General features: G+C 65.2%; 19 protein-coding genes and 2 pseudogenes. 15 read left to right on the forward strand and 6 right to left on the reverse strand.

The window, feature by feature from the left end; genetic code table 11:
- The first annotated feature begins 77 nt into the window (after positions 1-77).
- From folK to ACVIIV_RS31985, 6 genes are all read left to right on the forward strand, one after another.
- The gene (folK, locus tag ACVIIV_RS31960) at positions 78-593 is read left to right on the forward strand and encodes a 2-amino-4-hydroxy-6-hydroxymethyldihydropteridine diphosphokinase (protein WP_456747735.1); all 516 of its coding nucleotides are present in this window, start codon (positions 78-80) and stop codon (positions 591-593) included.
- A gap of 81 nt (positions 594-674) precedes the next feature.
- Positions 675-2,546, forward strand: coding sequence for a methylmalonyl-CoA mutase family protein (locus ACVIIV_RS31965; RefSeq protein ID WP_456747736.1), 1,872 nt, complete (start codon positions 675-677; stop codon positions 2,544-2,546).
- Positions 2,543-3,007 carry a GFA family protein gene (locus ACVIIV_RS31970; RefSeq protein WP_456747737.1) on the forward strand — a complete coding sequence of 155 codons (465 nt, stop codon included), beginning with the start codon at positions 2,543-2,545 and terminating at the stop codon, positions 3,005-3,007. The genes ACVIIV_RS31965 and ACVIIV_RS31970 overlap by 4 nt, the downstream gene beginning before the upstream one ends.
- A 23-nt stretch (positions 3,008-3,030) precedes the next feature.
- Positions 3,031-5,187: a methylmalonyl-CoA mutase gene (gene scpA, locus ACVIIV_RS31975; protein WP_456747738.1), complete on the forward strand. Its 2,157-nt coding sequence runs from the start codon at positions 3,031-3,033 to the stop codon at positions 5,185-5,187.
- Positions 5,184-6,125: a hypothetical protein gene (locus ACVIIV_RS31980; protein ID WP_456747739.1), complete on the forward strand. Its 942-nt coding sequence runs from the start codon at positions 5,184-5,186 to the stop codon at positions 6,123-6,125. Before scpA ends, ACVIIV_RS31980 begins: the two co-directional genes overlap by 4 nt.
- Before the next feature lie 27 nt (positions 6,126-6,152).
- Positions 6,153-6,944, forward strand: a complete 792-nt coding sequence (locus tag ACVIIV_RS31985) for an RsiV family protein (protein WP_456747740.1) — start codon at positions 6,153-6,155, stop codon at positions 6,942-6,944.
- A 7-nt stretch (positions 6,945-6,951) separates the two neighbouring features.
- Here the strand turns inward: ACVIIV_RS31985 and ACVIIV_RS31990 are convergent, their stop codons facing one another.
- Positions 6,952-7,431 carry an SRPBCC family protein gene (locus ACVIIV_RS31990; protein WP_456747741.1) on the reverse strand — a complete coding sequence of 160 codons (480 nt, stop codon included), beginning with the start codon at positions 7,429-7,431 and terminating at the stop codon, positions 6,952-6,954.
- A 217-nt stretch (positions 7,432-7,648) separates the two neighbouring features.
- Here ACVIIV_RS31990 and ACVIIV_RS31995 point away from each other — a divergent pair, with 217 nt between their 5' ends.
- The 7 genes and pseudogenes from ACVIIV_RS31995 to ACVIIV_RS32025 all read left to right on the forward strand — a co-directional run bounded on the left by ACVIIV_RS31995 (position 7,649) and on the right by ACVIIV_RS32025 (position 14,638).
- Entirely contained in the window at positions 7,649-8,641 is a 993-nt protein-coding gene (locus ACVIIV_RS31995; RefSeq protein WP_456747742.1) for a tripartite tricarboxylate transporter substrate binding protein, read from the forward strand.
- 174 nt (positions 8,642-8,815) lie between these two features.
- Positions 8,816-9,307 (forward strand): tripartite tricarboxylate transporter TctB family protein, encoded by a 492-nt coding sequence (locus tag ACVIIV_RS32000; RefSeq protein WP_456747743.1) that lies wholly within the window; start codon positions 8,816-8,818, stop codon positions 9,305-9,307.
- Between the two features lie 4 nt (positions 9,308-9,311).
- Positions 9,312-10,823, forward strand: coding sequence for a tripartite tricarboxylate transporter permease (locus tag ACVIIV_RS32005; RefSeq protein WP_456747744.1), 1,512 nt, complete (start codon positions 9,312-9,314; stop codon positions 10,821-10,823).
- Between the two features lie 51 nt (positions 10,824-10,874).
- Positions 10,875-11,864 (forward strand): methylmalonyl Co-A mutase-associated GTPase MeaB, encoded by a 990-nt coding sequence (meaB, locus tag ACVIIV_RS32010; protein WP_456747745.1) that lies wholly within the window; start codon positions 10,875-10,877, stop codon positions 11,862-11,864.
- Entirely contained in the window at positions 11,861-12,508 is a 648-nt protein-coding gene (locus tag ACVIIV_RS32015; protein WP_456747746.1) for a pyroglutamyl-peptidase I family protein, read from the forward strand. Before meaB ends, ACVIIV_RS32015 begins: the two co-directional genes overlap by 4 nt.
- 204 nt (positions 12,509-12,712) lie before the next feature.
- Positions 12,713-14,084: pseudogene (locus ACVIIV_RS32020) on the forward strand (TIGR03808 family TAT-translocated repetitive protein).
- A 245-nt stretch (positions 14,085-14,329) separates the two neighbouring features.
- Positions 14,330-14,638, forward strand: a complete 309-nt coding sequence (locus tag ACVIIV_RS32025; protein ID WP_456747747.1) for a GIY-YIG nuclease family protein — start codon at positions 14,330-14,332, stop codon at positions 14,636-14,638.
- 121 nt (positions 14,639-14,759) lie between these two features.
- Here ACVIIV_RS32025 and ACVIIV_RS32030 read toward each other — a convergent pair.
- From ACVIIV_RS32030 to ACVIIV_RS32045, 4 genes and pseudogenes are all read right to left on the reverse strand, one after another.
- Positions 14,760-15,501: pseudogene (locus ACVIIV_RS32030) on the reverse strand (TIGR03809 family protein).
- 484 nt (positions 15,502-15,985) lie between these two features.
- Positions 15,986-17,701: a S8 family serine peptidase gene (locus ACVIIV_RS32035; RefSeq protein WP_456747748.1), complete on the reverse strand. Its 1,716-nt coding sequence runs from the start codon at positions 17,699-17,701 to the stop codon at positions 15,986-15,988.
- 16 nt (positions 17,702-17,717) lie between these two features.
- A complete protein-coding gene (locus ACVIIV_RS32040) occupies positions 17,718-18,413 on the reverse strand; it encodes a hypothetical protein (protein ID WP_456747749.1) in 696 nt (231 codons plus the stop codon).
- Positions 18,410-18,979, reverse strand: a complete 570-nt coding sequence (locus ACVIIV_RS32045) for a sigma-70 family RNA polymerase sigma factor (RefSeq protein WP_024339775.1) — start codon at positions 18,977-18,979, stop codon at positions 18,410-18,412. The genes ACVIIV_RS32040 and ACVIIV_RS32045 overlap by 4 nt, the downstream gene beginning before the upstream one ends.
- A gap of 441 nt (positions 18,980-19,420) precedes the next feature.
- Between ACVIIV_RS32045 and ACVIIV_RS32050 the strand changes: the two genes are divergently transcribed.
- Both ACVIIV_RS32050 and ACVIIV_RS32055 read left to right on the forward strand, forming a co-directional pair.
- Complete coding sequence (locus tag ACVIIV_RS32050; protein ID WP_456747750.1) at positions 19,421-20,575, forward strand: GGDEF domain-containing protein; 1,155 nt, start codon at positions 19,421-19,423, stop codon at positions 20,573-20,575.
- 63 nt (positions 20,576-20,638) lie between these two features.
- A complete protein-coding gene (locus ACVIIV_RS32055) occupies positions 20,639-21,742 on the forward strand; it encodes a DUF2336 domain-containing protein (protein WP_456747751.1) in 1,104 nt (367 codons plus the stop codon).
- Between the two features lie 10 nt (positions 21,743-21,752).
- On the opposite strand, the gene ACVIIV_RS32060 is transcribed toward ACVIIV_RS32055, so the two are convergent.
- On the reverse strand, positions 21,753-22,391 hold the full coding sequence (locus ACVIIV_RS32060) for an NrsF family protein (protein ID WP_456747752.1): 639 nt from the start codon (positions 22,389-22,391) through the stop codon (positions 21,753-21,755).
- Between the last annotated feature and the right edge of the window lies 1 nt (position 22,392).

Here is a 22,392-nt window from a genome sequence, read left to right on the forward strand (position 1 = left end):
CAGGATCAAAAGGGCCACTCGTTTATTATTGTTTGCTCGCGGAGCGAATTTGACGTTCGCAGAAGGATGCTCGGCAAATGGCTAGCGAACGTCAAATCCGCTCCGCGAGCGTGCTGATCGCACTGGGCGGCAATGTCGGCGATGTCCGCGCGACGTTCAAAAAGGCGATCGCGCATATCTGCGGCATGGCACAGGCGGCGCTGATCGCGCGCTCGTCCGATTACACGACCCCGCCCTGGGGCGACGAGGACCAGGATCCCTTCATCAACGCCTGCATCGAGATCGAGACCAGCCTCGATCCGCACGCGCTCTTGTTCGTGCTGCAGAAAGTCGAGCAGAAATTCGGCCGCACGCGGGACAAGGCCCGGCGCTGGGGCCCGCGCACGCTTGATCTCGACATGATCGCCTATGACGATGTCTCCTTGCAGAAGCCCGACCTGACGCTGCCGCATCCGCGCCTGTTCGAGCGCGCCTTCGTGCTGGTGCCGCTGGCCGAAATCGCGCCGGACCGCGTGATCTCAGGCATTCGTGTGCGTGACGGGCTCGCCAGCGTCTCGACGCAAGGCATTGAGCGGCTTCCGGATACCGGTTAATCAAAAACAACCGTTTGCAGGGACGGTCTGCCGTGGCAATTTCGCCTGCGAATAACAAGATGTTCGGGAGCCCCTCGCCGCATGACCTCCGTGACTGACGACCTGCCGCTGGCGGCGGATTTTCCCAAGGCCACCGTCGAGGACTGGCGCAAGCTGGTCGACGGCGTGCTGAAGGGCGCGCCGTTCGAGAAGCTGGTCGGCAAGACCTATGACGGCATCAAGATCGATCCGCTCTATCCGCGCGCCAAGGGCGTTGCGCCCGTGGTGGGACGGCCGCCGGCGGCGCCGTGGCAGATCGTGCAGCGGATCGACCATCCCGATGCGGCGCTCGCGAATGCGCAGGCGCTGCAGGATCTGGAGAACGGCGCAACGGGGCTTGCGCTGGTGTTCGCCGGCGGCAGCGGCAGTCATGGCTTCGGTCTGGAACCGACGGCGGATGCGGTCGCAAAGGTCCTGAAGGATGTCCATCTCGATGCCGGCATTGGCATCGAGCTCCAGATCGGTCCGCAATCGCGGATGGCCGCGATCCATGTCGCGGAATATGTGAAGAGCAACGGCCTCGATCCCGCCGCCTGCAACATCCGCTTCGGCCTCGATCCGCTCGCGGCCGGCGCGGTGTGGGGCCACAGCCCCTATAGCTGGGAGGAGATCGCGCCCGCTGTCACCGGCGCCATCAAGGGTCTCGCCGCGCTCGGCTTCACGGGACCGTTTGCCTCCGCCGACGGGCGCCTGATCCACGATGCCGGCGGTTCGGAAGTGCAGGAGCTTGCTTTCGTGCTCGCCTGCGGCGTCGCATATCTGCGCGCGATCGAAGGCGCGGGCATTCCGCTGGAAGCCGCGCAGGGCATGGTCTATGCGCGGCTTGCCGCAGATGCCGACCAGTTCCTGACCATGGCCAAATTCCGCGCGCTGCGGCTGCTCTGGGCGCGCATCGAGACGGCTTGCGGGCTCACGCCGAAACCGCTGTTCATCGCCGCCGATACGGCCTGGCGCATGCTGACGCAGCGCGATCCTTACGTGAACATGCTGCGCGCGACCATGGCGACGTTCGCGGCGGGACTCGCCGGCGCCAACGCGATCACCGTGCTGCCGCACACGCTGGCGCTCGGCCTGCCCGATCCGTTCGCGCGGCGAGTGGCGCGCAATACCCAGCTCCTGCTGCTGGAGGAGAGCAATCTCGCCAAGGTCAGCGATCCCGCGGCCGGCGCAGGCGGCATCGAGACGCTGACGGCGCAGCTGTGCGACGCCGCCTGGACGCTGTTCCAGGCGAGCGAGACGGCCGGCGGCGCCTTCGCGGCGCTTCAGCAGGGCGTGTTCCAGAGCAAGGTCGCGGCAACGCGCAAGGCGCGCGAGGCCAATATCGCAAAGCGCCGTGACGTGCTGACCGGCGCCAGCGAGTTTCCGAGCCTGCATGAGAGCGAAGCCGCTGTACTGAAGGCAACGCCGATCGCGCTTCCGCCTTACGGGGAGCAGAAATACAAGTTCGAAGCGCTGCCGCCGATCCGGCTTGCGGAACCGTTCGAGGCGCTGCGCGACAAATCCGACGCGACGTTGAAGGCGCGGGGCGCACGGCCAAAGGTGTTCCTGGCCAATCTCGGCACGCCCGCCGATTTCACGGCGCGCGCGACCTTCGCGAAGAGCTTCTTCGAGGCCGGCGGCATCCAGGCCATCGATAGCGAGAGTTCTGCCGATCCGGCCAAGTTGGCCGCGGCCTTCAAGGCCTCCGGCGCCGAGCTGGCCTGTCTGTGTTCCAGCGACAAGGTCTATGCGGAACACGCCGAAGCAGCGGCAAAGGCCCTGCAAAGCGCAGGCGGGCGACATATCTATCTGGCAGGCCGCCCGGCTGAGGCCGAGGCGGCGCTGCGGGCAGCCGGCGTCACGGGTTTTGTCTTCGCCGGAGGCGACGCGCTTGCGACACTGCAGGATGCCTACCGACGGATGGAGCAGCCATGACCGAAACCGGCAAACCCGTTCTCACCGGTGGCTGCCAATGCGGCGCCGTGCGCTTTGCCGTCATGACGGCGCCGACCAGGATTTCGATCTGTCACTGCCGAATGTGCCAGAAAGCGAGCGGCGCGCCGTTTGCGTCATTGGCCGACATCAACAAGACGGATTTCGCCTGGACCAAGGGCAAGCCGTCGTTCTTCCGCTCTTCCACCATCGCCGAGCGCGGCTTTTGCGCCGGCTGCGGCACGCCACTGAGCTTTGGCCGCATCGACGGCGACCGGATCGAGATCATGACCGGCACCTTCGACCACCCCGACCGCGTCATCCCGACGCGGCAGTTCGGCACCGAATCCCGCCTCGGCTGGGTGGTCGGCATCGCCAATTTACCGAGCCAGACCACGCAGCAGAATTACGGACCGGAGAAGATGGCGACCATCGTCAGCTATCAGCATCCGGATCATGATTAAGCGCTTATGATATGGTTGAAGCCATGAGCCGCATTCCCAATTTCGCCGATGTCGCTTTCGAACGAGCCGCCACAGCCACCCCCGCCGGCGGCGCCGAGCCGTGGCTGACGCCGGAGGGCATTCTGGTGAAACCCGCTTATGGCGAGGCGGATCTTGCCGGGCTCGATTTCCTCGAGACCTATCCGGGCATCGCGCCCTACCTGCGCGGCCCCTACCCGACCATGTATGTCAACCAGCCCTGGACGGTCAGGCAATATGCCGGCTTCTCCACGGCGGAGGATTCCAACGCGTTTTATCGCCGTAACCTCGCGGCCGGACAGAAGGGCCTCTCGGTCGCTTTCGACCTCGCCACCCACCGCGGCTATGACTCTGACCATCCGCGCGTCGGCGGCGACGTCGGCATGGCCGGCGTTGCGATCGATTCCATCTACGACATGCGCACGCTGTTCGCAGGGATTCCGCTCGACCAGATGAGCGTGTCCATGACCATGAACGGTGCGGTGCTGCCGATCCTCGCGCTCTATGTCGCGGCGGCCGAGGAACAGGGCGTGCCGCCTGAAAAACTCTCAGGGACGATCCAGAACGACATCCTGAAAGAGTTCATGGTGCGCAACACCTACATCTATCCGCCCGCGCCCTCGATGCGGATCATCTCGGACATCTTCGCCTACACCTCGCAGAAGATGCCGAAGTACAATTCGATCTCGATCTCCGGCTATCACATGCAGGAGGCCGGCGCGACGCAGGACCTCGAGCTCGCCTATACGCTCGCCGACGGCGTCGAATATTTGCGCGCCGGCCTCGCGGCCGGCTTGGATGTGGACCGCTTCGCGCCGCGGCTGTCGTTCTTCTGGGCGATCGGCATGAACTTCTTCATGGAAGTCGCCAAGCTGCGCGCGGCGCGCCTGCTCTGGGCGAAGCTGTTGAAGCCGTTCAATCCGAAGGACCCGCGCTCGCTGTCGCTGCGCACGCACAGCCAGACCTCCGGCTGGTCGCTGACCGCGCAGGACGTCTTCAACAATGTGATGCGTACGACGGTGGAGGCGATGGCCGCGACGCAAGGCCACACCCAGTCGCTGCACACCAACGCGCTCGACGAAGCGCTGGCGCTGCCGACCGATTTCTCGGCGCGCATCGCGCGCAACACCCAGCTGTTCCTGCAGCAGGAGAGCGGCACCACCCGCATCATCGATCCCTGGGGCGGCTCCTACTACGTCGAGCGGCTCACGCGCGACCTCGCCGCGAAGGCCTGGAGCCATATCCAGGAAGTCGAGGAGCTCGGCGGCATGGCGAAGGCGATCGAAGCCGGCGTGCCGAAGCTGCGCATCGAGGAGGCCTCGGCCAAGACCCAGGCGCGGATCGACGCCGGCAAGCAGGCGGTGATCGGCGTCAACAAGTACAAGCCGACCGACGAGGACAGAATCGAGATCCTGAAGGTCGACAACACCAATGTCCGCCGGCTTCAGATCGATAAGCTGACGCGGCTGAGGTCCGAGCGCAACCAGAAGGACGTCGATGCCGCGCTCGCCGCGCTGACGCGCTCGGCCGGCGAAGGCAACGGCAATCTGCTCGCGCTCGCGATCGATGCGGCACGCGCCAAGGCGACCGTCGGCGAGATCTCGGACGCGATGGAGAAAGTGTTCGGCCGCCACCGCGCCGAGATCAAATCCATCACCGGCGTCTACAAGCGGGAGGCGTCCAGCATGGGCAACCAGGTCGAGAAGGTTCAGGCGCTGATCGACGCCTTCGAGGAAGCGGAAGGCCGCCGCCCGCGTATCCTGGTCGCCAAGATCGGCCAGGACGGCCACGACCGCGGCCAGAAGGTGATTGCCTCGGCCTTTGCCGATATCGGCTTCGACGTCGACATCGGGCCGCTGTTTGCCACCGCCGACGAAGCCGCGCGGCAGGCGGTCGAGAACGACGTCCACATCCTCGGCGTCTCCTCGCTTGCCGCCGCCCACCTCACCGCCGTGCCGGAGCTGAAGGCCGCGCTGAAGAAGCAGGGCCGCGACGACATCATGATCATCGTCGGCGGCGTGGTGCCGCCGCAGGATTATGATGCGCTCTATGCCGCCGGCGCGGAGGCGATCTTCCCGCCGGGCACCGTGATCGCCGATGCGGCGGAGGAGCTGATCCGCAAGCTGAACGCCCGGCTCGGCCATAGCGAGGCGGCGGAGTGAGCTCCGAACCGGAGGGCGAACAACCGTGGCACTCGTTTGAGCCTATCGAACGCTATGAATCGTTGTTTCCCTTACTGCCTGATTTTGTTGCGCACTATACGATAGGTGGTAAGCGCCTTCCGCGGATCGGCATAGCAAGCCGACTGGACCTTCAATTTCGAAGAGTGCTCTTGGCCGCGCTTTTGGGCGGCCGAATGCAGATCGGTCTCTCTTATGCAGAGAAGCGCTATGCTAAAGATGCACTAGAAACTCGTTGGCTAGGACTCACAGAAAAAATTGATCATCTCTATGGCGAGGGTCACAAGCATTTAAACCAATATCTTTTGCTCGGAAAGGATCAGGCCAGAGACGCGGACGACGCCAGCCAAGATAGTCTTTCTTGGCAATTCTTTTTTCGGACTTTGGGTTCGCTTGATGCGTCCAAGCGACTATCGGAGCTGGGTTACCTTTGCGAGGTAGCTACGATCCTGCGATCAGCATTAGAGCAGTTCGCATTTTGCGCGAGGCTTTTGTCGCTTAAAGCTTCAGAAGACACGAAGACGATACGTCCGATCCACTGCCTAAATCACTTTAAGAAGTTCGTTCCCGCCAGTGGTCAGCTGTATGGGGTACTATCAAAGTACACCCATTTTGAATTTGATCATCACACCCACTTCTTCACGCACTCACCAAAGGAGATAAAAACAATACAGCGAGGAGCGGTCCTTAGGGCTTATGCCACGCAACTGCTCTTCCTTACCATGGCATGCGTGGGCAAATACGTTTTGGCTGCCTCTCCAAGCCAATTCAAAGAAGTTCCAAAATCGATCGGCGAGATCCAAACGTTTCTGACAGCAGTGGACTCCTTCTTTAACGAGATATGTGAAATCTTACCTCTCGATGAAGTGCTAGCCAAAATGGATGACCTGCTTCAGGACATCCTTCACGAACAAGCTTAAGCACTCGCAACGATCGGCATCCACGACATGTTTCTCTCTCTCGGTATCCCCCGAACGGTAGCGGCACTAGTACTCATCCAGCTAGTTGGTGTTAACCCGAGCTGGGCCGCCGATCCCAAGCCCGACGCCATCATCAAGACCAAGAGCATCGAAGCACGCGTCTTCCTCGACGACAAGATCAAGGCCGATGCGGCGCTGGCGGCGGATTGCCTCGCGGAGGGAAAAAAATGGCTCGACAAGAATGCCGCGGAAGCTGCCGCCTCGCGCAAGGCTGACCCGCAATTCTCTAAGGAAGGCGGCTGGGATTTCGAGCGCAAGTACGAGATCCGCTCCGTCGTTGCCGACCGCTATGTCAGCATCCTGCGCAACGACTACATGAACACCCGCGGCGCGCATCCCAATTCGGACGTGAACACGATCCTGTGGGACAAGGCCGACACCAAGCGCATCTCGATCCGCCCGTTCTTCACCGAGACCGCCGACAACGGAGCGACCATGAAGGGGATGGTGAAGGCGATCATCGCCTCGCTCAAGGCCGAGAAAAAGAAGCGCGACGCCGGCGAGACCGCGACCGACGAGTGGTTCAAAGGCGTCGCGCCGAGCCTGCTCAAGATCGGCGCGGTGACGCTCGCGCCCTCGACCGAGGCGGGCAAGAGCTCCGGTCTCACGTTCCACTATCCGCCCTACGCCGTCGGTCCCTACGCCGAGGGCGGGTATGTCGCCTTCGTGCCGTGGGAGACGCTGAGGCCTTACCTGACCGCAGAAGGCACCCGCATCTTCGGCGGCGCGCGGCCGAAGGGCGACGCGGAAGAGCCGTGAGCGATCGCTAATCCAATCGCGGATGGGCGCGCGCCAGCGTCCGCGCAAGCGAATCCGTCCAATCAGGAATCCAGGACGCGAAGAGTGCTTGCCAGCGATCGGCGTCCGCAGGCTCGGTATCGAGGACGACCGACCACTCGATGAGGGTGCGGTCGCCTTCGACGATCGGGCGCAGATGCATGGTGCCCTGATAGCGCGTCGGCGCCGGACTCGGGCCGCCGTCATCTTGCGGATATGGTACCGCTTCGAGACCGGCATAGGTCAGGGTGTGCTGCCGGTCGGAGTGATCGACCAGGCGCTGGCGGATCCAGTTTCCGAGATAGCAAAAGCGCCTGATGGCGCCGACTTCATCGCCGCGCTTGTCGTCTTCGATCACGCTCTCGCTGACGCCGTCGATATAAGCTGGATAGTTGTTGAAATCGCGGATCAGCGACCAGACTTCGTCCAGCGGGCGGTCCAGAACGGCGCTGTAATAGGCTTGGGTCATTGATGGCCTGCCTTTGGTTTTTCGTTACGCGCTGAGGTTGGCTGCTCGCGCGGGCAAAACCCACCCGATTTCCGACCGCCCATCCGACGGGCATGCTGTTTTCACACAACATGTCGATCTCCTTGGTAGCGCTACCTTGCGGCGGCGCTGCAAAGCCGACTAGAATGCCGCCATTGACAAGAGCGCCCAGCGTCACGGGCGCCGCTGGGAGGCATTGATGTCCAAGATTTCGCGCCGCACCTTTGCGGCTTCGACCGCCGCAGTCGCGGCATCCACCGCTTTCGGGTTCAAGCCCGCACTCGCGCAAGCCTATCCGGCGCGTCCGGTTACCGTGATCGTGCCTTGGGGCGCGGGCGGCGGCACCGACGCGACGGCGCGCATCGTCGCGGCTCTGCTGGAAAAGGATCTCGGCCAGCCCTTCAACGTGGTCAACCGCACTGGCGGCTCCGGCGTGGTCGGCCACAGCGCGATCGCGACCGCGCAGCCCGATGGCTACACCATCGGCATGCTCACCGTCGAGATCTCGATGATGCACTGGCAGGGCCTGACCGACCTGACGCCGAAGAGCTACACGCCGCTGGCTTTGATGAATGAAGATCCGCCGGGCATCCAGGTCTCCTCCTCCTCGCCCTACAAGACGGTCAAGGAGCTCGCCGACGCGATCAAGGCGGCGCCTCCCGGCAAGTTCAAGGCTTCCGGCACCGGCCAGGGCGGCATCTGGCATCTCGCACTGGTCGGCTGGATGCAGGCGATGGGGCTGCCCGCCAACCAGGTCGCCTGGGTGCCATCGAATGGCGCAGCACCCGCGATGCAGGATCTCGCCGCCGGCGGCCTCGACCTCACCACCTGCTCGGTGCCGGAGGCGCGCGCCATCATCGAGGCCGGCAAGGCCAGGAGCCTTGCCATCATGGCGCCGGCGCGCAACCCGATCTTCAAGGACGTGCCGACGCTGAAGGAGGCCATGGGCATCGACTATGCGACCGGCGCCTGGCGCGGCATTGCCGGGCCGAAAAACTTGCCGCCGGAGATCGCAACGAAGCTCACCGCGGCGCTGAAGAAGGTCTACGACTCCGCCGAGTTCAAGGACTTCATGAGCAATCGCGGCTTCGGCACCGTCTGGGGCGATGCCGCTCACTTCGCCAGCTTCATGGACAAGGGCGACGCCCAGATGGGCCAGGCGATGAAGGCGGCAGGCCTGAGCAAGGCGTGATGTTTCACCTCTCCCCGCGTGCGGGGAGAGGTCGAATTCGAGCTTTGCTCGAATTCGGGTGAGGGGGAGTCTCCGCGAGTCCAACTCTCACCGTCCGCGCGGAAAGTCCCCTCACCCCAACCCTCTCCCCGTAAGAACGGGGAGAGGGAGAAGAAACTCCGTAGGACTCCTCTCATGCGTCTTCCCGACTCCGTCACGGGATCGTTTCTCGTCGTGCTTGGCGCGGCGGCCGCCTATGGCGGCTACATCTTGCCGCCGGTGCCGGGACAGCCGGTCGGCCCCAACGTGTTTCCACTGGTGATCGGCACGGGCCTTGCGCTGTGCGGGCTCGCGATCGTGTTCGGCATCGGGCATTCCTTCGAGGAGGAGGAAGAGCTGGTCCCGTTCGAGAACGGCCAGGCAGCTACCCCGCCGCCGCAGGGCAAGCTCTATGGCCTGCGCGCGCTGCTGCCGCCGGCGCTGCTGCTGTTCTACGTCGCCGCGGCCGACCGGCTCGGTTTCATCATCACCGCGGCGATCATGGTCTACGTCACGTCGATCGCGCTCGGGGCCAAGTGGAAGCTGGCGCTGCCGCTCGCGGCGCTGTCGCCCTTCGCCATCCACCTGATCTTCGGCAAGCTGCTCCGCGTGCCGCTGCCCGCCGGCCTGTTGCCGACGCCCTGGTAATCCCATGCTGAAGACCCTCATTGATGCATTCGCGCTGATCTCCACCTGGGAGGTCATCATTGCGATGATGGCGGCCTCCGTGTACGGCCTCGTCATCGGCTCGCTGCCGGGCCTGTCGGCGACGATGGCGACCGCCCTGCTCGTCCCCGTCACCTTCTATCTCTCGCCGATCGCGGCGATCGCGACCATCGTGGCGGCGTCCTCGATGGCGATCTTTTCCGGCGACATCCCCGGCGCGCTGCTGCGCATTCCCGGCACGCCCGCCTCCGCGGCGTATGCTGATGAGGCCTATGCCATGACACGCAAGGGCCAGGCCGAGCTCGCGTTAGGTGCCGGCGTCTGGTTCTCCGCCGTCGGCGGTATCGCGGGCGTCTTGTCGCTGATGATCCTGGCGCCGCCGCTCGCCGAGATCGCGCTGTCGTTCTCGACCTTCGAATATTTCTGGCTGGCGCTGCTCGGGCTGATGTGCGCCACCCTGGTGGCGCGCTCCTCGCCGGTGAAGGCGATCGCGGGCATGTTCATCGGCTTGCTCGTCTCCTGCATCGGCATCGAGAATCCCGGCGGCGTGCCGCGCTTCACCTTCGGCCTCACCGACCTGTTCGGCGGCATCGAGCCGATCCCGGCGCTGGTCGGCGTGTTCGCGGTGGCGCAGGTGATGCGCGCGATGCTCACACCCGAGCCGCCGCCGCTGCCGCGGCGCAAATTTGGAAGCATCATGGCCGGCCAGTGGAGGCTGACGAAGCTGTATCACTGGCAGATGACGCGCGGGAACATCGTCGGCATCATCATCGGCGTGCTGCCCGGCGCCGGCGCCGACATGGCGGCCTGGGTTTCCTACGCGATGTCGAAGCGCTTCTCCAAGGAGCCGGAGAAATTCGGCACCGGCCATGTCGAGGGCCTGGTCGAAGCCGGCGCCAGCAACAACGCCAGCATCGCCTCGGGCTGGGTGCCCTCGCTGCTGTTCGGCATCCCCGGCGACACCATCGCCGCGATCGCCATCGGCGTGCTCTACATGAAAGGTCTCAATCCCGGCCCGACGCTGTTCACCGAGAAGGCGTCGAGCATGTATGCGATCTACCTGATGTTCATCATCGCCAACATCCTGATGATCCCGCTCGGCATCGCCATGATCCGGGTTGCCACTTACATCCTGCTGGCGCCGCGCTCGGCCATCATGCCGATCATCATGCTGTGCTGCGCGGTCGGTTCGTTCGCGATCGGCAACAACATGTTCGGCGTCGTCACCGTCGCCGCCTTCGGCGTGATCGGCTACGTCATGGAAACGAACGGCTATCCCGTCGCGGCGATGGTGCTCGGCATCGTCATGGGCACCATGGTGGAACAGGCCTTCGTCACGTCATTGATCAAGTCGGACGGCAGCATCCTGCCGTTCTTCGAGCGCCCCGTCGCGGCCATCCTCGCCGCGATGGCAATCGGCGCGCTGCTCTGGCCGGTGATGGTGTGGGTGTGGCGGAAGGTGAAACAGCCGCAGACGGCGGCAGCGACGAGCCGGTGATATCAGGCGGGCAGGCCTCGCCTGCCCCGCCGGGGCGTTGTAAAGCAGGGCATGATTGAGAAGAAAGCCTCGCTGGACGTCAAAACACTCGCCAAGGAGCTCCGCGCCGGCAGTCGCGCGGCCCTCGCCCGGGCCATCACGCTGGTGGAGAGCCGGCGCGGCGACCATCAGGCGCTGGCGCGGGAACTGGTGCAGATGCTGCTGCCGGACACAGGCAAGGCATATCGCGTCGGCATCACCGGCTCGCCCGGTGTCGGCAAATCCACCACCATCGACGCGCTCGGGACGTATCTGATCGAGCAAGGCCACAAGGTCGCGGTGCTCGCGGTCGATCCGTCATCGGCACGCAGCGGCGGCTCGATCCTCGGCGACAAGACGCGGATGGCGCGGCTGTCGGCTTCCACCGACGCCTTCATCCGGCCCTCGCCGTCCTCGGGCACGCTCGGCGGCGTCGCGGCCAAGACGCGGGAGGCGATGCTGCTCTGTGAAGCCGCCGGCTTCGACGTCGTGCTGGTCGAGACCGTCGGCATCGGCCAGTCCGAGACTGCCGTCTGCGACATGACCGACTTCTTCCTCGCCCTGATGCTGCCGGGCGGCGGCGACGAATTACAGGGCATCAAGAAGGGCCTGGTCGAGCTCGCCGACATGATCGCGATCAACAAGGCCGACGGCGACAATCTCAAGCGCGCCAAGATCACCGCAGCCGACTATCGCGGTGCGCTGCATATCCTAGCGCCGCGATCCGAACATTGGCATCCGCCGGTCGAGACCTATTCGGCACTGACCGGCGATGGCATCGCAAAGATCTGGCAGAAGATCCTCGATCATCGCAAGGCGATGAACGCATCCGGAGATTTCGCAGCGCGGCGCCGTGAGCAGCAGGTGAAGTGGATGTGGTCGATGCTGGAGCAGCGCATGCTGGCGCGGTTGCGCAGCGAGGCGTCGGTGCGGACCAAGGTTCGCAAGATCGAGGCCGAAGTCGCCGGCGGCCATCTCACGCCGGCGCTCGCCGCCGAGCAGATCCTGGAGTTGCTGCAATGAGCGAAAAGCTCCGCGTTCTCCTCACCGGCTTCGGACCATTCCCCGGCGCGCCATATAACCCGACCCAGCCGCTGGTGGCGCGGCTGACACAACTGCGCCGTCCCGCCCTCGACGATGTCACGATCGCGAGCCACGTCTTCCCGGTGACCTATGCCGCGGTCGACCGGCAATTGCCTGACGTGCTCGCGAAGGTGAAGCCGGATGCGCTTCTCATGTTCGGTCTCGCGGCACGCACGCCCTACCTGCGTATCGAGACCCGCGCGCGCAATGCCGTCACCATGCTCTGGCCCGATGCCGCCAACACCCGCTCCAGCAAGCGCGGCATCGCAGGCCACGCGGACGCGATGACGTTCGGTCCGCACACCGCAAGGCTGCTGCGTGCCGCGCGCCTCACCGGCATCGACGCACGCGCCTCGCGCGATGCCGGTGCCTATCTCTGCAACTACTTGAGCTGGCGCGCGATCGAGAACGTGCGGGCGGGCGGCCCGAGGCTCGCGGCGTTCATCCACATTCCCCTGCTGGCACGCGGCGGCGCAGCCCGGCGCAAAGGTGCGCCGCGGATCACGCTGGAAGAGCTGGTGGATGCGGGGGAAGCCATGCTGATGGAGATGGTGCGGCTGGCACGGAAGCGGCGCGCTTCGTAGGGTGGGCAAAGGCGCATTTGCGCCGTGCCAACCAGGCAATCCGCATCCATGGTGACAATGGTGGGCACGCTTGCGCTTTGCCCACCCTACAGCACCGTCTGTGCGGTAAACATTTAACCCTACCGCGAACAATCCTCACGGCACCGGCCATGCTGCGCTACCTAGTCGGCGCGGACACCTCCCGCGTCCGCCGGAGGACGCGTCATGGACCTCAATCGCCGTCACCTCATTGGAGCTTCGACCGCCGGCATCGCCGGTGCGCTGGCCATGCCGGTTGATGCTGCGCGCGCGGCGCCGCTGACGTCGCTACTCGGCCGCGATGCCACGCAATACGGCGTGCGGCCCGGCAGCAGCGAGGATCAGACGCGCGCGCTGCAGCGCGCGATTGACGAGACCGCGCGGGCGCAAATGCCGCTGGCGCTGCCGCCAGGCGTCTACCGCAGCGGATTGCTGCGCCTGCCGAACGGCGCGCAGCTGATCGGCGTGCGCGGGGCGACCAAGCTCGTCTTCACCGGTGGGGCTTCGGCGATCCAGAGCGACGGCTCCGATGCGATCGGCCTCACCGGCCTCACCTTCGACGGCGGCAATATCCCACTGCCGACGCGGCGCGGATTGATCCACGTCCTCGGCGGCCGCGACGTCCGCATCACCGATTGTGCTATCACGGGCTCCGGCGGCAGCGGCATCTGGCTCGAGCAGGTCGCGGGCGACATCTCCGGGAACATCTTCACTGACATCGCGGTGACGGCCGTGGTCTCGTTCGACGCCAGGGGCCTCAGCGTCTGCCGCAACACGATTCTCGGCACCAATGACAACGGCATCGAGATCCTGCGCACCGCGATCGGCGACGACGGCACGCTGGTCGCCGACAACCGCATCGAGAACATCAAGGCCGGACCCGGCGGCTCCGGCCAGTACGGCAATGCCATCAACGCTTTCCGCGCCGGCAACGTGATCGTGCGCGGCAATCGCATCAGGAATTGCGATTACTCCGCGGTGCGCGGCAACTCGGCGTCGAACATCCACATCAGCGGCAACAGCGTCAGCGACGTGCGCGAGGTCGCGCTCTATTCCGAGTTCGCGTTCGAGGCCGCCGTGATCGCCAACAACATTGTCGACGGCGCCGCCGTCGGCGTTTCCGTCTGCAATTTCAACGAAGGCGGCCGCATCGCCGTGGTCCAGGGCAACATCATCCGCAATCTGATCCCGAAGCGGCCGATCGGCACCGCGCCGGACGACGATGCCGGCGTCGGCATCTACATCGAGGCTGATACCTCGGTGACCGCGCAACGTGATCGAGAATGCGCCGTCCTACGGCATCGTCGCCGGCTGGGGCAAATATCTGCGCGACGTCGCGATCACGGGCAACGTGATCCGCAAGGCCTTCGCGGGGGTAGGCGTCTCCGTCGTGCCGGGCGCCGGCATCGCGCTGGTCAACAACAACATGATCTCGGAGACCCCGCGGGGCGCCGTCGTCGGCCTCGATCACGCGCGTGCCGTGACCTCGGATCTGTCGGCCGACGGCGCGCAACGATTTGCGCAGGTGGTGCTCGGCGGGAATGCGGTGCGAAGATAGGCGTGCCTGGCAGCCGGGCCGTGCATCCTTCGAGGCTCCCCATGGGACGCGTCGCGTCCCATGCCTCGCGCCTCAGGATGACGGGTTGAAGTGCGACGCTTGGCTCGACGCGTTCAAATCAAGACAGGATCAGCTGCACACTAAAGTTGCGCTATCAAGCATTGACAACGAGCACACTGCCGTCATCCTGAGGTGCGAGACACGTGGCGCAGGGCGCCACGTGGGGAGCCTCGAAGGATGATGTTGTGGGCATCTATGTCTACATGCTGCGATGCGCCGACGGCTCCTTCTACATCGGAAGCGCGACCGGTGAAGATACGTCCAAGCGTGTCGATGAGCACAATGCCGGCGTTCACCCAGGGTACACTTATTCGAGACGCCCTGTCGTCCTGGTGTGGTCGGAGTATTTCGATCGGATCACCGACGGGATTGCGGCCGAGCGTCAACTCAAAGGATGGAGCCGCGCCAAGAAGGAAGCGCTCATTCGTTCGGATTGGAAGGCGGTGAGTCAGTTTGCGCGGCATCGGGCGGGAGCGCCTAGGCAGGAGAAGTGAGCGCTGATGCGGCAGCCGGGCCGTGCATCCTTCGAGGCTCCCCATGGGACGCAGTCGCGTCCCATGCCTCGCGCCTCAGGATGACGGGGCGGGAGAAGACGCGGCGCCCTCACCCGCCGCCTTAGAACGCGTTCCTGAGCAGGGGATACTTGGCTTCCAGGCCGTCGAGGCTGAAGGTGAATTCGACGACGCGCTCGGGGGCCGCGACGATTTCCTCGGCCGGCGGGGCGAATTGCGGCAGGAGCGCTGCCATCGCTGCTGGCGCGGTCTTCGGCGGCTTCGCGGCAGGCGCCGCGAGCGACGGCCTCACTTCCGGCGCGGTGAACGGCGCCATGGCGGCAGGCGCGAGCGGTGACCGCACGGCAGGTACGGTGAGTGGGGGCCTCGCAGCGGGAGCCTTGAGCGGTGGCATCTCGGCAGGCGCGGTGAACGACGCCACCGCGGCGGGCGGTGCGATCGGAGCCTCGGTGATCTCCGCCAGCACGTCCGGCTTCGGATCGAGCCTGACCGGCACCGCGGTCTCGGCAGCGATGTGAACGGCCTTGGGCTGCACGATCTGCACCTGCTGCTCGCGCGGCGCCATGCGGGGCATCGTCGCCGGCGACCAACCGAATGCGGGTGTCACGCTCGCAGCCGCCTCGGCGACATCCCCGCCGCGTTGCCAGCGCGCGCCAAGTCTGGACGGCACGCTTGGCTTCCTGGATGTTTTCGAGGAACGCGATCTCGGAATGATAGCGGCGCCAGCGGCCGGTCTCGAACATCTCGGAGAGATGCTGCAGACGCTGCTCGGCGAGAGCGCACCAGCGCGCCGCGATGTGGCGGCTGCCAGCCGCGTCGCGAACAAACTCTTGGCGATGTGTCATGAACCAGCCCGTCAGGAGAAAATACGGACGCGGGGGACGCAACGCACACGAATCAATTTAGACGCGACATGAATATTTTGTGGAAAAGTTTTGACTTGTCCAGCAACGACACGGCATTCGTCATCAAACACCGTAGTCGCGCGGAGAATTGCTGTGTTTTCGAGTCAAGCTTCGCACAAGCATAACGGACTTGCGGCGCGCTGCGCGAGCGACGGCGACCAAACGCCCGGCGATCTTCAACCGCAAGCTGAACGAATACGAAGCTTCGAAAAACCGGACGCCCAAAAAGAAATGACCCGTCCGGGGGGACAACCGGACGGGTCGAGCCATATGGGCGCTTGGGGTGGATGGGCGCTCGCGCCTGATATGACTGATGGGGAGGGATGACCGCTCCCACATCAGTTGGTCGTGGCAGCTTGCTGAACGTTCAATGCGGGGTTCGCTTTTTTGGCCTCCGGCCTCCCGCGCATCTTTGTCGCGGCCGCTATCGCGTCCCCGGCCTATCTGCCTGAGAAACCGCGGATTTATCCTCCGCGCTCGACAGCGAAGGTTGCTCGATCGCACGGCTGCCGGGCACGTCGCGACGCTTCCCCGCGTCTTCACGTTTTGTTGTGCCGGGGGCAGCCGCAACCGGCGTCGCGCTGTCGGCGGGAACAGCCATGACCGCGGCAAACGCATCGGTCTGGCCGTCGCCGAAAAGGTCGTCACGCCCGGGGGAGCCGAGGTCGCGCGCGGTCTTTGCCAGCGTCATGCGCAGCGCTTCGGGCTTGAGTGCGTAGTTGCGCTCGAGCAGCAGTGCCGCGACGCCGGAGACATAGGCGGCCGAGAACGAGGTTCCCGACGTCATCTGGTATTTGCCGTCGGGCGCCGGCAGGAAGATATCGACACCGGGGGCTGCGACCGCGATGTAGTTACCGCGATTGGAGGCGGAGAACAGCCTGTCCTGCTGATCCGTCGCGCTCACCGCGATCACATTGGGATTGGCTGCCGGATAGAGCGGCGGCGATTTCGCGCCGGCATTGCCGGCGGCCGCGATCAGCACGAGACCGCGCGCGGCCGTCGCCGCGATCGCGCGCTCGATCACCGCGTCCTTCGGACCGGCAAAGCTCATATTGACAATCTGCGCGCCGTGCTCGGCGGCATAATTCAGGGAGCGCAGGACGATATAGGACGAGCTCTCGGCGCCGCCATTGGCACCGCCGAAGGCCCGGATGGCGATGATGCGGGCCTCGGGCGCGCTGCCCATCAGACGGGCATGGGCCACGATGGCGCCGGCGATGCCGGTGCCATGAACGTGCGGCCCCTCGGCACTGCCGAGCGCGTCGAAATTGTCGGCGACGGAATTGGCGAGTTCGGGATGCCTGGCGTCGATGCCGGAATCGATCACGGCGATCGTGACGTTGGCTCCGTGCGCAAGCGTATGCGCCTGCGGCAGGCGGAGCTTTGTCAACGCGTATTGCGCAGGATCGCCCTCGGTCGTCCCCGACGGTTTCTGGTCCTGGAGCACATAGCGGAAGTTCGGCTGGAGCGAGCGCACGCTGCCGTCGGCCGCGAATTCGCGCCGCACCGTTTCGTACGGCCGGCCATCGGTGATGCGGAACAGGCCGAACGTGGCTCCGATCAGCGGGAAGTTCTCGGAAGCGACGCGGGTCAGGCCGTGGCGACGCGCCAGCTCGTCGGCCTCGGCCGCCGACAGCGCACCGTCGATCTCGGCGACGAATTCGCCTGCGAAGCTGCGCGAGTTGACCGCGACCGCCGTGTTGTTGCCACGCCCCTTGCCGGCGCTTTTCTTGCCTGATTTTCCAGTGCCCTGGCCGCCTGCGTTCGGTTGGCCTGTGCACTCGCCGTCGGCATCGCGATAGGGCGCGGTGCAGGCCGGATAGAGGTTCGGCGAATAGCGCGCATAGGGCAGCACCGGCGTCGTCGGCCGCACGCGCGACGTCGTGGTGTGGGGAATGGTCGCCATCGTCCGCGGGCCGCGGTCGACGCTGACCGCGCGCGCAGCGATAGTGGGGCTGACCCGCGGGGCAATGCTCGGAGTGATGGTCGGCGTGCGCGAGGGAACGCTGATCGTCGGCGTACGCATGATCGCCTGCGCCTGCGCAACCTCCACGCCGAGACAGGAGGCGACCAGAAGCGCGGCGCCGACCGATGAAGCGTAGGCCCCGGCGCGCACCCTGCTCTCGGATTTACCCGTCATCGGCTCAGCGGCGCGCCTAGGGCGCCGCGACGGCGAGGTTGACGAACTTCTCGCGCTGCATCCTGCCGAGCAGCGAGGCGAGCTCGTCCTGGCTCATCGCCTTGTCGAACTGGAGGCGGAACATGCCGCCCTTGGCATCGCCGATGATCGACGCCTGGTAGCTGTCGAGCAGCGCGGTGATGTCGGCGACGCGCGCCTCGGGCGTGAAGCGCACCAGCGCGCGCGCCGGCGCGGCGATGCTACCGAGCTCGCGTGTGATCGGCGCACCGGTCGAGAGCGAAGCCGTCTGGAAGGTCGCCGGCTGGTTCTTCATCAGCACGGCCCCGATGATTCCGGCTTGCAGCACGAGCGCGACGGCGCCGAGGCTTGCGGACCACGCCAGCGTGCGCGGCGACAGGCTCGCGAAGAAAGTCGAGATGCGCGCCGACAACGGCAGCGAGCCGCTCGCCCGTGCCGGCTCGGCGTCGATCGCGGCGAACAGCTTCTGCATCGCGCGCGCCGACGGCGCCCCTAAGCTCTCGTTCAGATGGATGGTCTCTTCGTACTCGCCGCGGATCGCGGCATATTGCTTGGCCAGCTCGGGATCGCGCGCCAGCGCTTCCTCGACACGGCGCGCATCGCGCGCGTTCAGCGTGCCGGCGGCGTGCCAGGGCAGCAGCAGTTCAATTTCACTGGGCTCTTGCTCCAGCATCTTCTTGCTCAAAGCCATCATGGCCAGCCTCGCTCAACGCCGGCTGCCTTCAGCAGTTCGGCCAGTTTCTTGCGCGCATAGAACAAGCGCGTCTTCACAGTGTTCTCCGGTATTCCGACGATTTCGGCCACCTCTTCCACGGACTTCTCGTGGTAGTAGACGAGATCGACGATTTCCCGGTGTTCCGGCGAGAGGCCCGTCAGACACTCCCGCAACGCCTCACTGGTATCCTTCTTCTGCACCACCGTTTCCGGATCGTCGGACGTATCCTCGATCGCGTTGGCGGCTTCTTCGTCCAACTCGAAATCCTTCCTGCGCCGGAGCGCAGACAGGGCCTTGAATCGGGTGATTGCCAGCAGCCAGGTGGAAACGGCGGATCGGCCCTCGAACTTGCCGGCTTGACGCCAAACGTCGAGAAACACCTCGCTGATGAGGTCTTCCGCCGCCTGCTCGTCCCGCACGAGCCTCAGTCCGAACCTGTAAACCCTGACATGGTGCCGCCCGTACAGCACCTGCATGGCGAGCCGGTCACCTTGAGCGATCCTGGCGATCAGGATCTCGTCCGAAGCCGCCTGTGTCACGCTCAATGGCCGTCTCGCAAAGTTGGTCGGGTCGATGCGGTGGACGGTTCGACGGGGGGTACAAAATTGTTGAGCCTACCGCAGTCATACGGGCGCTGATGTGAGGTACCCCACATACAGGCATTTTTGTTGTCCCACCCGCGGCGGTTAGCGGCGTCAGTCCAGATCGGTAACATAATACTAAGATATTTCCCTGCGGAATGACTGTTCCGGCACAGCCGGCCCCGGCCTGGTCCGGTTCCATAGCAGCCCTGCACCACGTTTGTCGCGCCAAGCCCTGCTTTGGCTCGACCGCATCGCACAGGATAACGTAATCGCCGGTAAAATTCCTGAGCTGGCTGACCACCTTGTTCCGTGCTGCACGGTTCGGATTCGATTTCAAAGGATACCAAACCTAAAGGCTTGCCACGTAAATTTTTGCGCCGGACATCCACCTTTGGCAGGACTATGAGCACGGCCGCGACGTCCCTTCCCGAGAGGAGTGCCGCAGAGGTCGCGGATCTCGTCCTCTCGCCCGCGACGACCCCCGAAGTCAGGGCACGCCGGGCCCGGCAGCGCCGCCAGATGTATATCGGCCAGGTCGCGAGCTACTCGCTGGGCGCCTCGGTCCTGCTGCTCTACGCCTATGACGGCGCGATCTCCCTGGGCGTTCCGTCGCTGTTCTGGCTCGGCGGCCTCCTGATCATCGGGACGTTCACGGTGCTGTCAGAGGCCGGTTTCGGCGACCGGTTCGAGGATCATTACCTCACCGTCTATCAGATCTCGGCGCATATGGCGCTGCAACTGGTGTTCCTGCTCGCGGTGCCGACGGTCGGGGTCGCGTTCCTCGCCGTGTTGTTTCTGATCTTCGCGTTCGGCACGCTGCGCATGACATCAAGCCAGGCAATGCTCACCTGGGGCCTTGCCACCTGCGGGCTCGCCTCGGTTTTCCTCGGATCGGACCTGCCGATCGGACTGCCGGTCGCGACCCGGCTGCAGCGAACCGCCTCGATGCTCTGCTTCGTGCTGGTGATCGGCCAGTGCGCGTTCCTCGGCCTGTTCGGCGCCACCCTGCGCAAGATCCTGTACCGGCGCAGCATCGAACTGAAGGCCGCCTATCGGCGCATCGAGGAACTGGCCGAGCTCGACGAACTCACCGGCTCCTACAACCGCCGCTGCATCATGCGGCTGTTAGACGCCGAGATCGAAAAGTCGCGGCAGGCATCCAGGCCTTGCGCGATCGCGCTGATCGATATCGACTGGTTCAAGCGCATCAACGACGCCCATGGCCATCCCGTCGGCGACGAGGTGCTGCGCACCTTCGCGATCACCATTTTCGCCAACATCCGCGCGACCGACAGTTTCGGCCGCTACGGCGGCGAGGAATTCCTGCTGCTGCTGCCGGACACCTCTGGCGACTTCGCGCGCCGCATGCTCGAGCGCTTGCGCGGCATCGTCGCCGATCTCGACTGGAGCGCATTCTCTCCGGGCATGCGGGTGACCATTTCCGCGGGCGTCGCGACGCTGCGCGAGGTTGATACTGCCGACACGTTTCTCGCGCGCGCCGACAGCGCGCTCTATTCCGCCAAGGCGCAAGGGCGCAACTGCATTACAACGAGCTGACCAATCCATTCTCCTCCGGCGCGACAGAAGCCGCCGCCGGGCCGAACGCTCCAGGACAGGGCAATGAGATCCAAATCCGCAAGACCATCCGAAAACCTGCTCGAGGAATTGCAGGCTGCCCTCTCGCATGGCACCGTTGTGCGCCGGGTCGAGACGCTGCGCCGCGTCACCGATCTCTTCGTGGGCAACGCAGTCGACTATTCCGACGACCACATCCGCGTGTTCGACGACGTGTTCCAGTGCCTGATCGGGCAGATCGAGACGTCGGCCAGGGCGCTGCTCGCCGAACGCCTCGCGCCGATCGCGGCTGCGCCGCCGCAGATCATCCGCACGCTCGCGCTCGACGAGGTGATCGAGGTCTCCGGCCCGGTGCTGTCGAAATCGGAACGGCTGGACGAAACGACCCTGATCGAGATCGCGCGCACCAGGGGCCAGGCGCATCTCAAGGCGATCTCGCTGCGGCGGACGCTGTCGGAAGCGGTGACCGACGTGCTGGTGACGCGGGGCAACGAGGACGTGGTGCAGTCGACCGTCGGCAATCCGGGCGCACGGCTCTCCGAGGAAAGTCTCGCCGACCTCGTCATCCGCGCCGAACGCAACGACGACCTCGCCAGCTGCATCGGCCTGCGACCGGACCTGCCGCGTCATCACTATCTGAGGCTGGTCGCCAAGGCATCCTTGAGCGTGCGCAGGAAACTCGCGGCCGCGCATCCTGAGCTCGCGGACGAAGTGTCGAGCGCAGTCCAGCAAGCGGCCCAGCGGGTTCGCGCCGCCGCCATGACGAAGCAGACCGAGATGGCGCGCGCGCTGGTGAAGTCGCTGCACGAGGACGGCCGCCTCAACGAGATCCAGGTCGCCACCTTCGCCGAGCAGGGCAAGTTCGACGAAACCAATGCGGGGCTGGCAGCACTCGCGGGCGTCGCGGTCGAGACCGCCGAGATCATGATGATCGAGAGCCGCACCGAAGGTGTGATGATCCTCGCCAAGGTCGCGGGCATGCAATGGTCGAGCGTGCGTGCCATCATCGCCATGCGCGAGAAGCTCTCCGGCGCGTCGCAGACCGACATGCTGACGCTGCGCGACACCTATGAGGCGCTGCGCTCATCGACCGCGCAGCAGGTGCTGCGCTTCCACCGCATGCAGCTGCACCCGACGCCGGCGGCGTGAATCCGGCGCGCTAATACCGCAACACCCTCGATCCCACCAACGCGCCGATCGCGGTCACCACCGCGGTCGCGATCGTGTACCAGGTCGCGACGAACAGCGGGGAGTCATCGGTGCAGTGCGAGGCGTAGAGGGTCGCGGCGAGCCCGGCCGACACCAGCCCGGCGAGCGCTCCGGCGAGCGCGGGGCGCGAGGGCGCGCCGTGGCGCAGGCCGAGCAGCGTCCCGGCAAGCAGCGGCAGCGACATCGCAGGGATTGCCACCAGGCAAGTCCTGGAGTTCTTGCCCATCAGGCGCATCGCCATCGGCATGGCCGGCGCCATCATCGCCTCGCTGCCGATCGCCACCGCGAGCAGCCCGACGGGCAGCAGCAGCAGCCAGCCCCAGCCGCGCAGCAGGGCTTCAGGACGCGACAAATGCAGGCTAACGATGATGGCGGGGATTGCGAGCGACAGCGTCACCGCGAACTTCATGTCGAAGAACGGATTGCGCATGGCGCTCATCACGTCGGCGCGCACGCCGAGGAATGTCGCAAAAATAAGGATCGACAAGGGCGCAGCCACCAGCAGCGCCATGGTCAGCACGGCGCCGACGCGTGGCGCGCGGTGCGCGTTGTCGGCTGCGAGCGAGCGAATGAGTTGATCGGTGTCCATG

The sequence above is a fragment of the Bradyrhizobium sp. USDA 4354 genome, assembly GCF_054060315.1.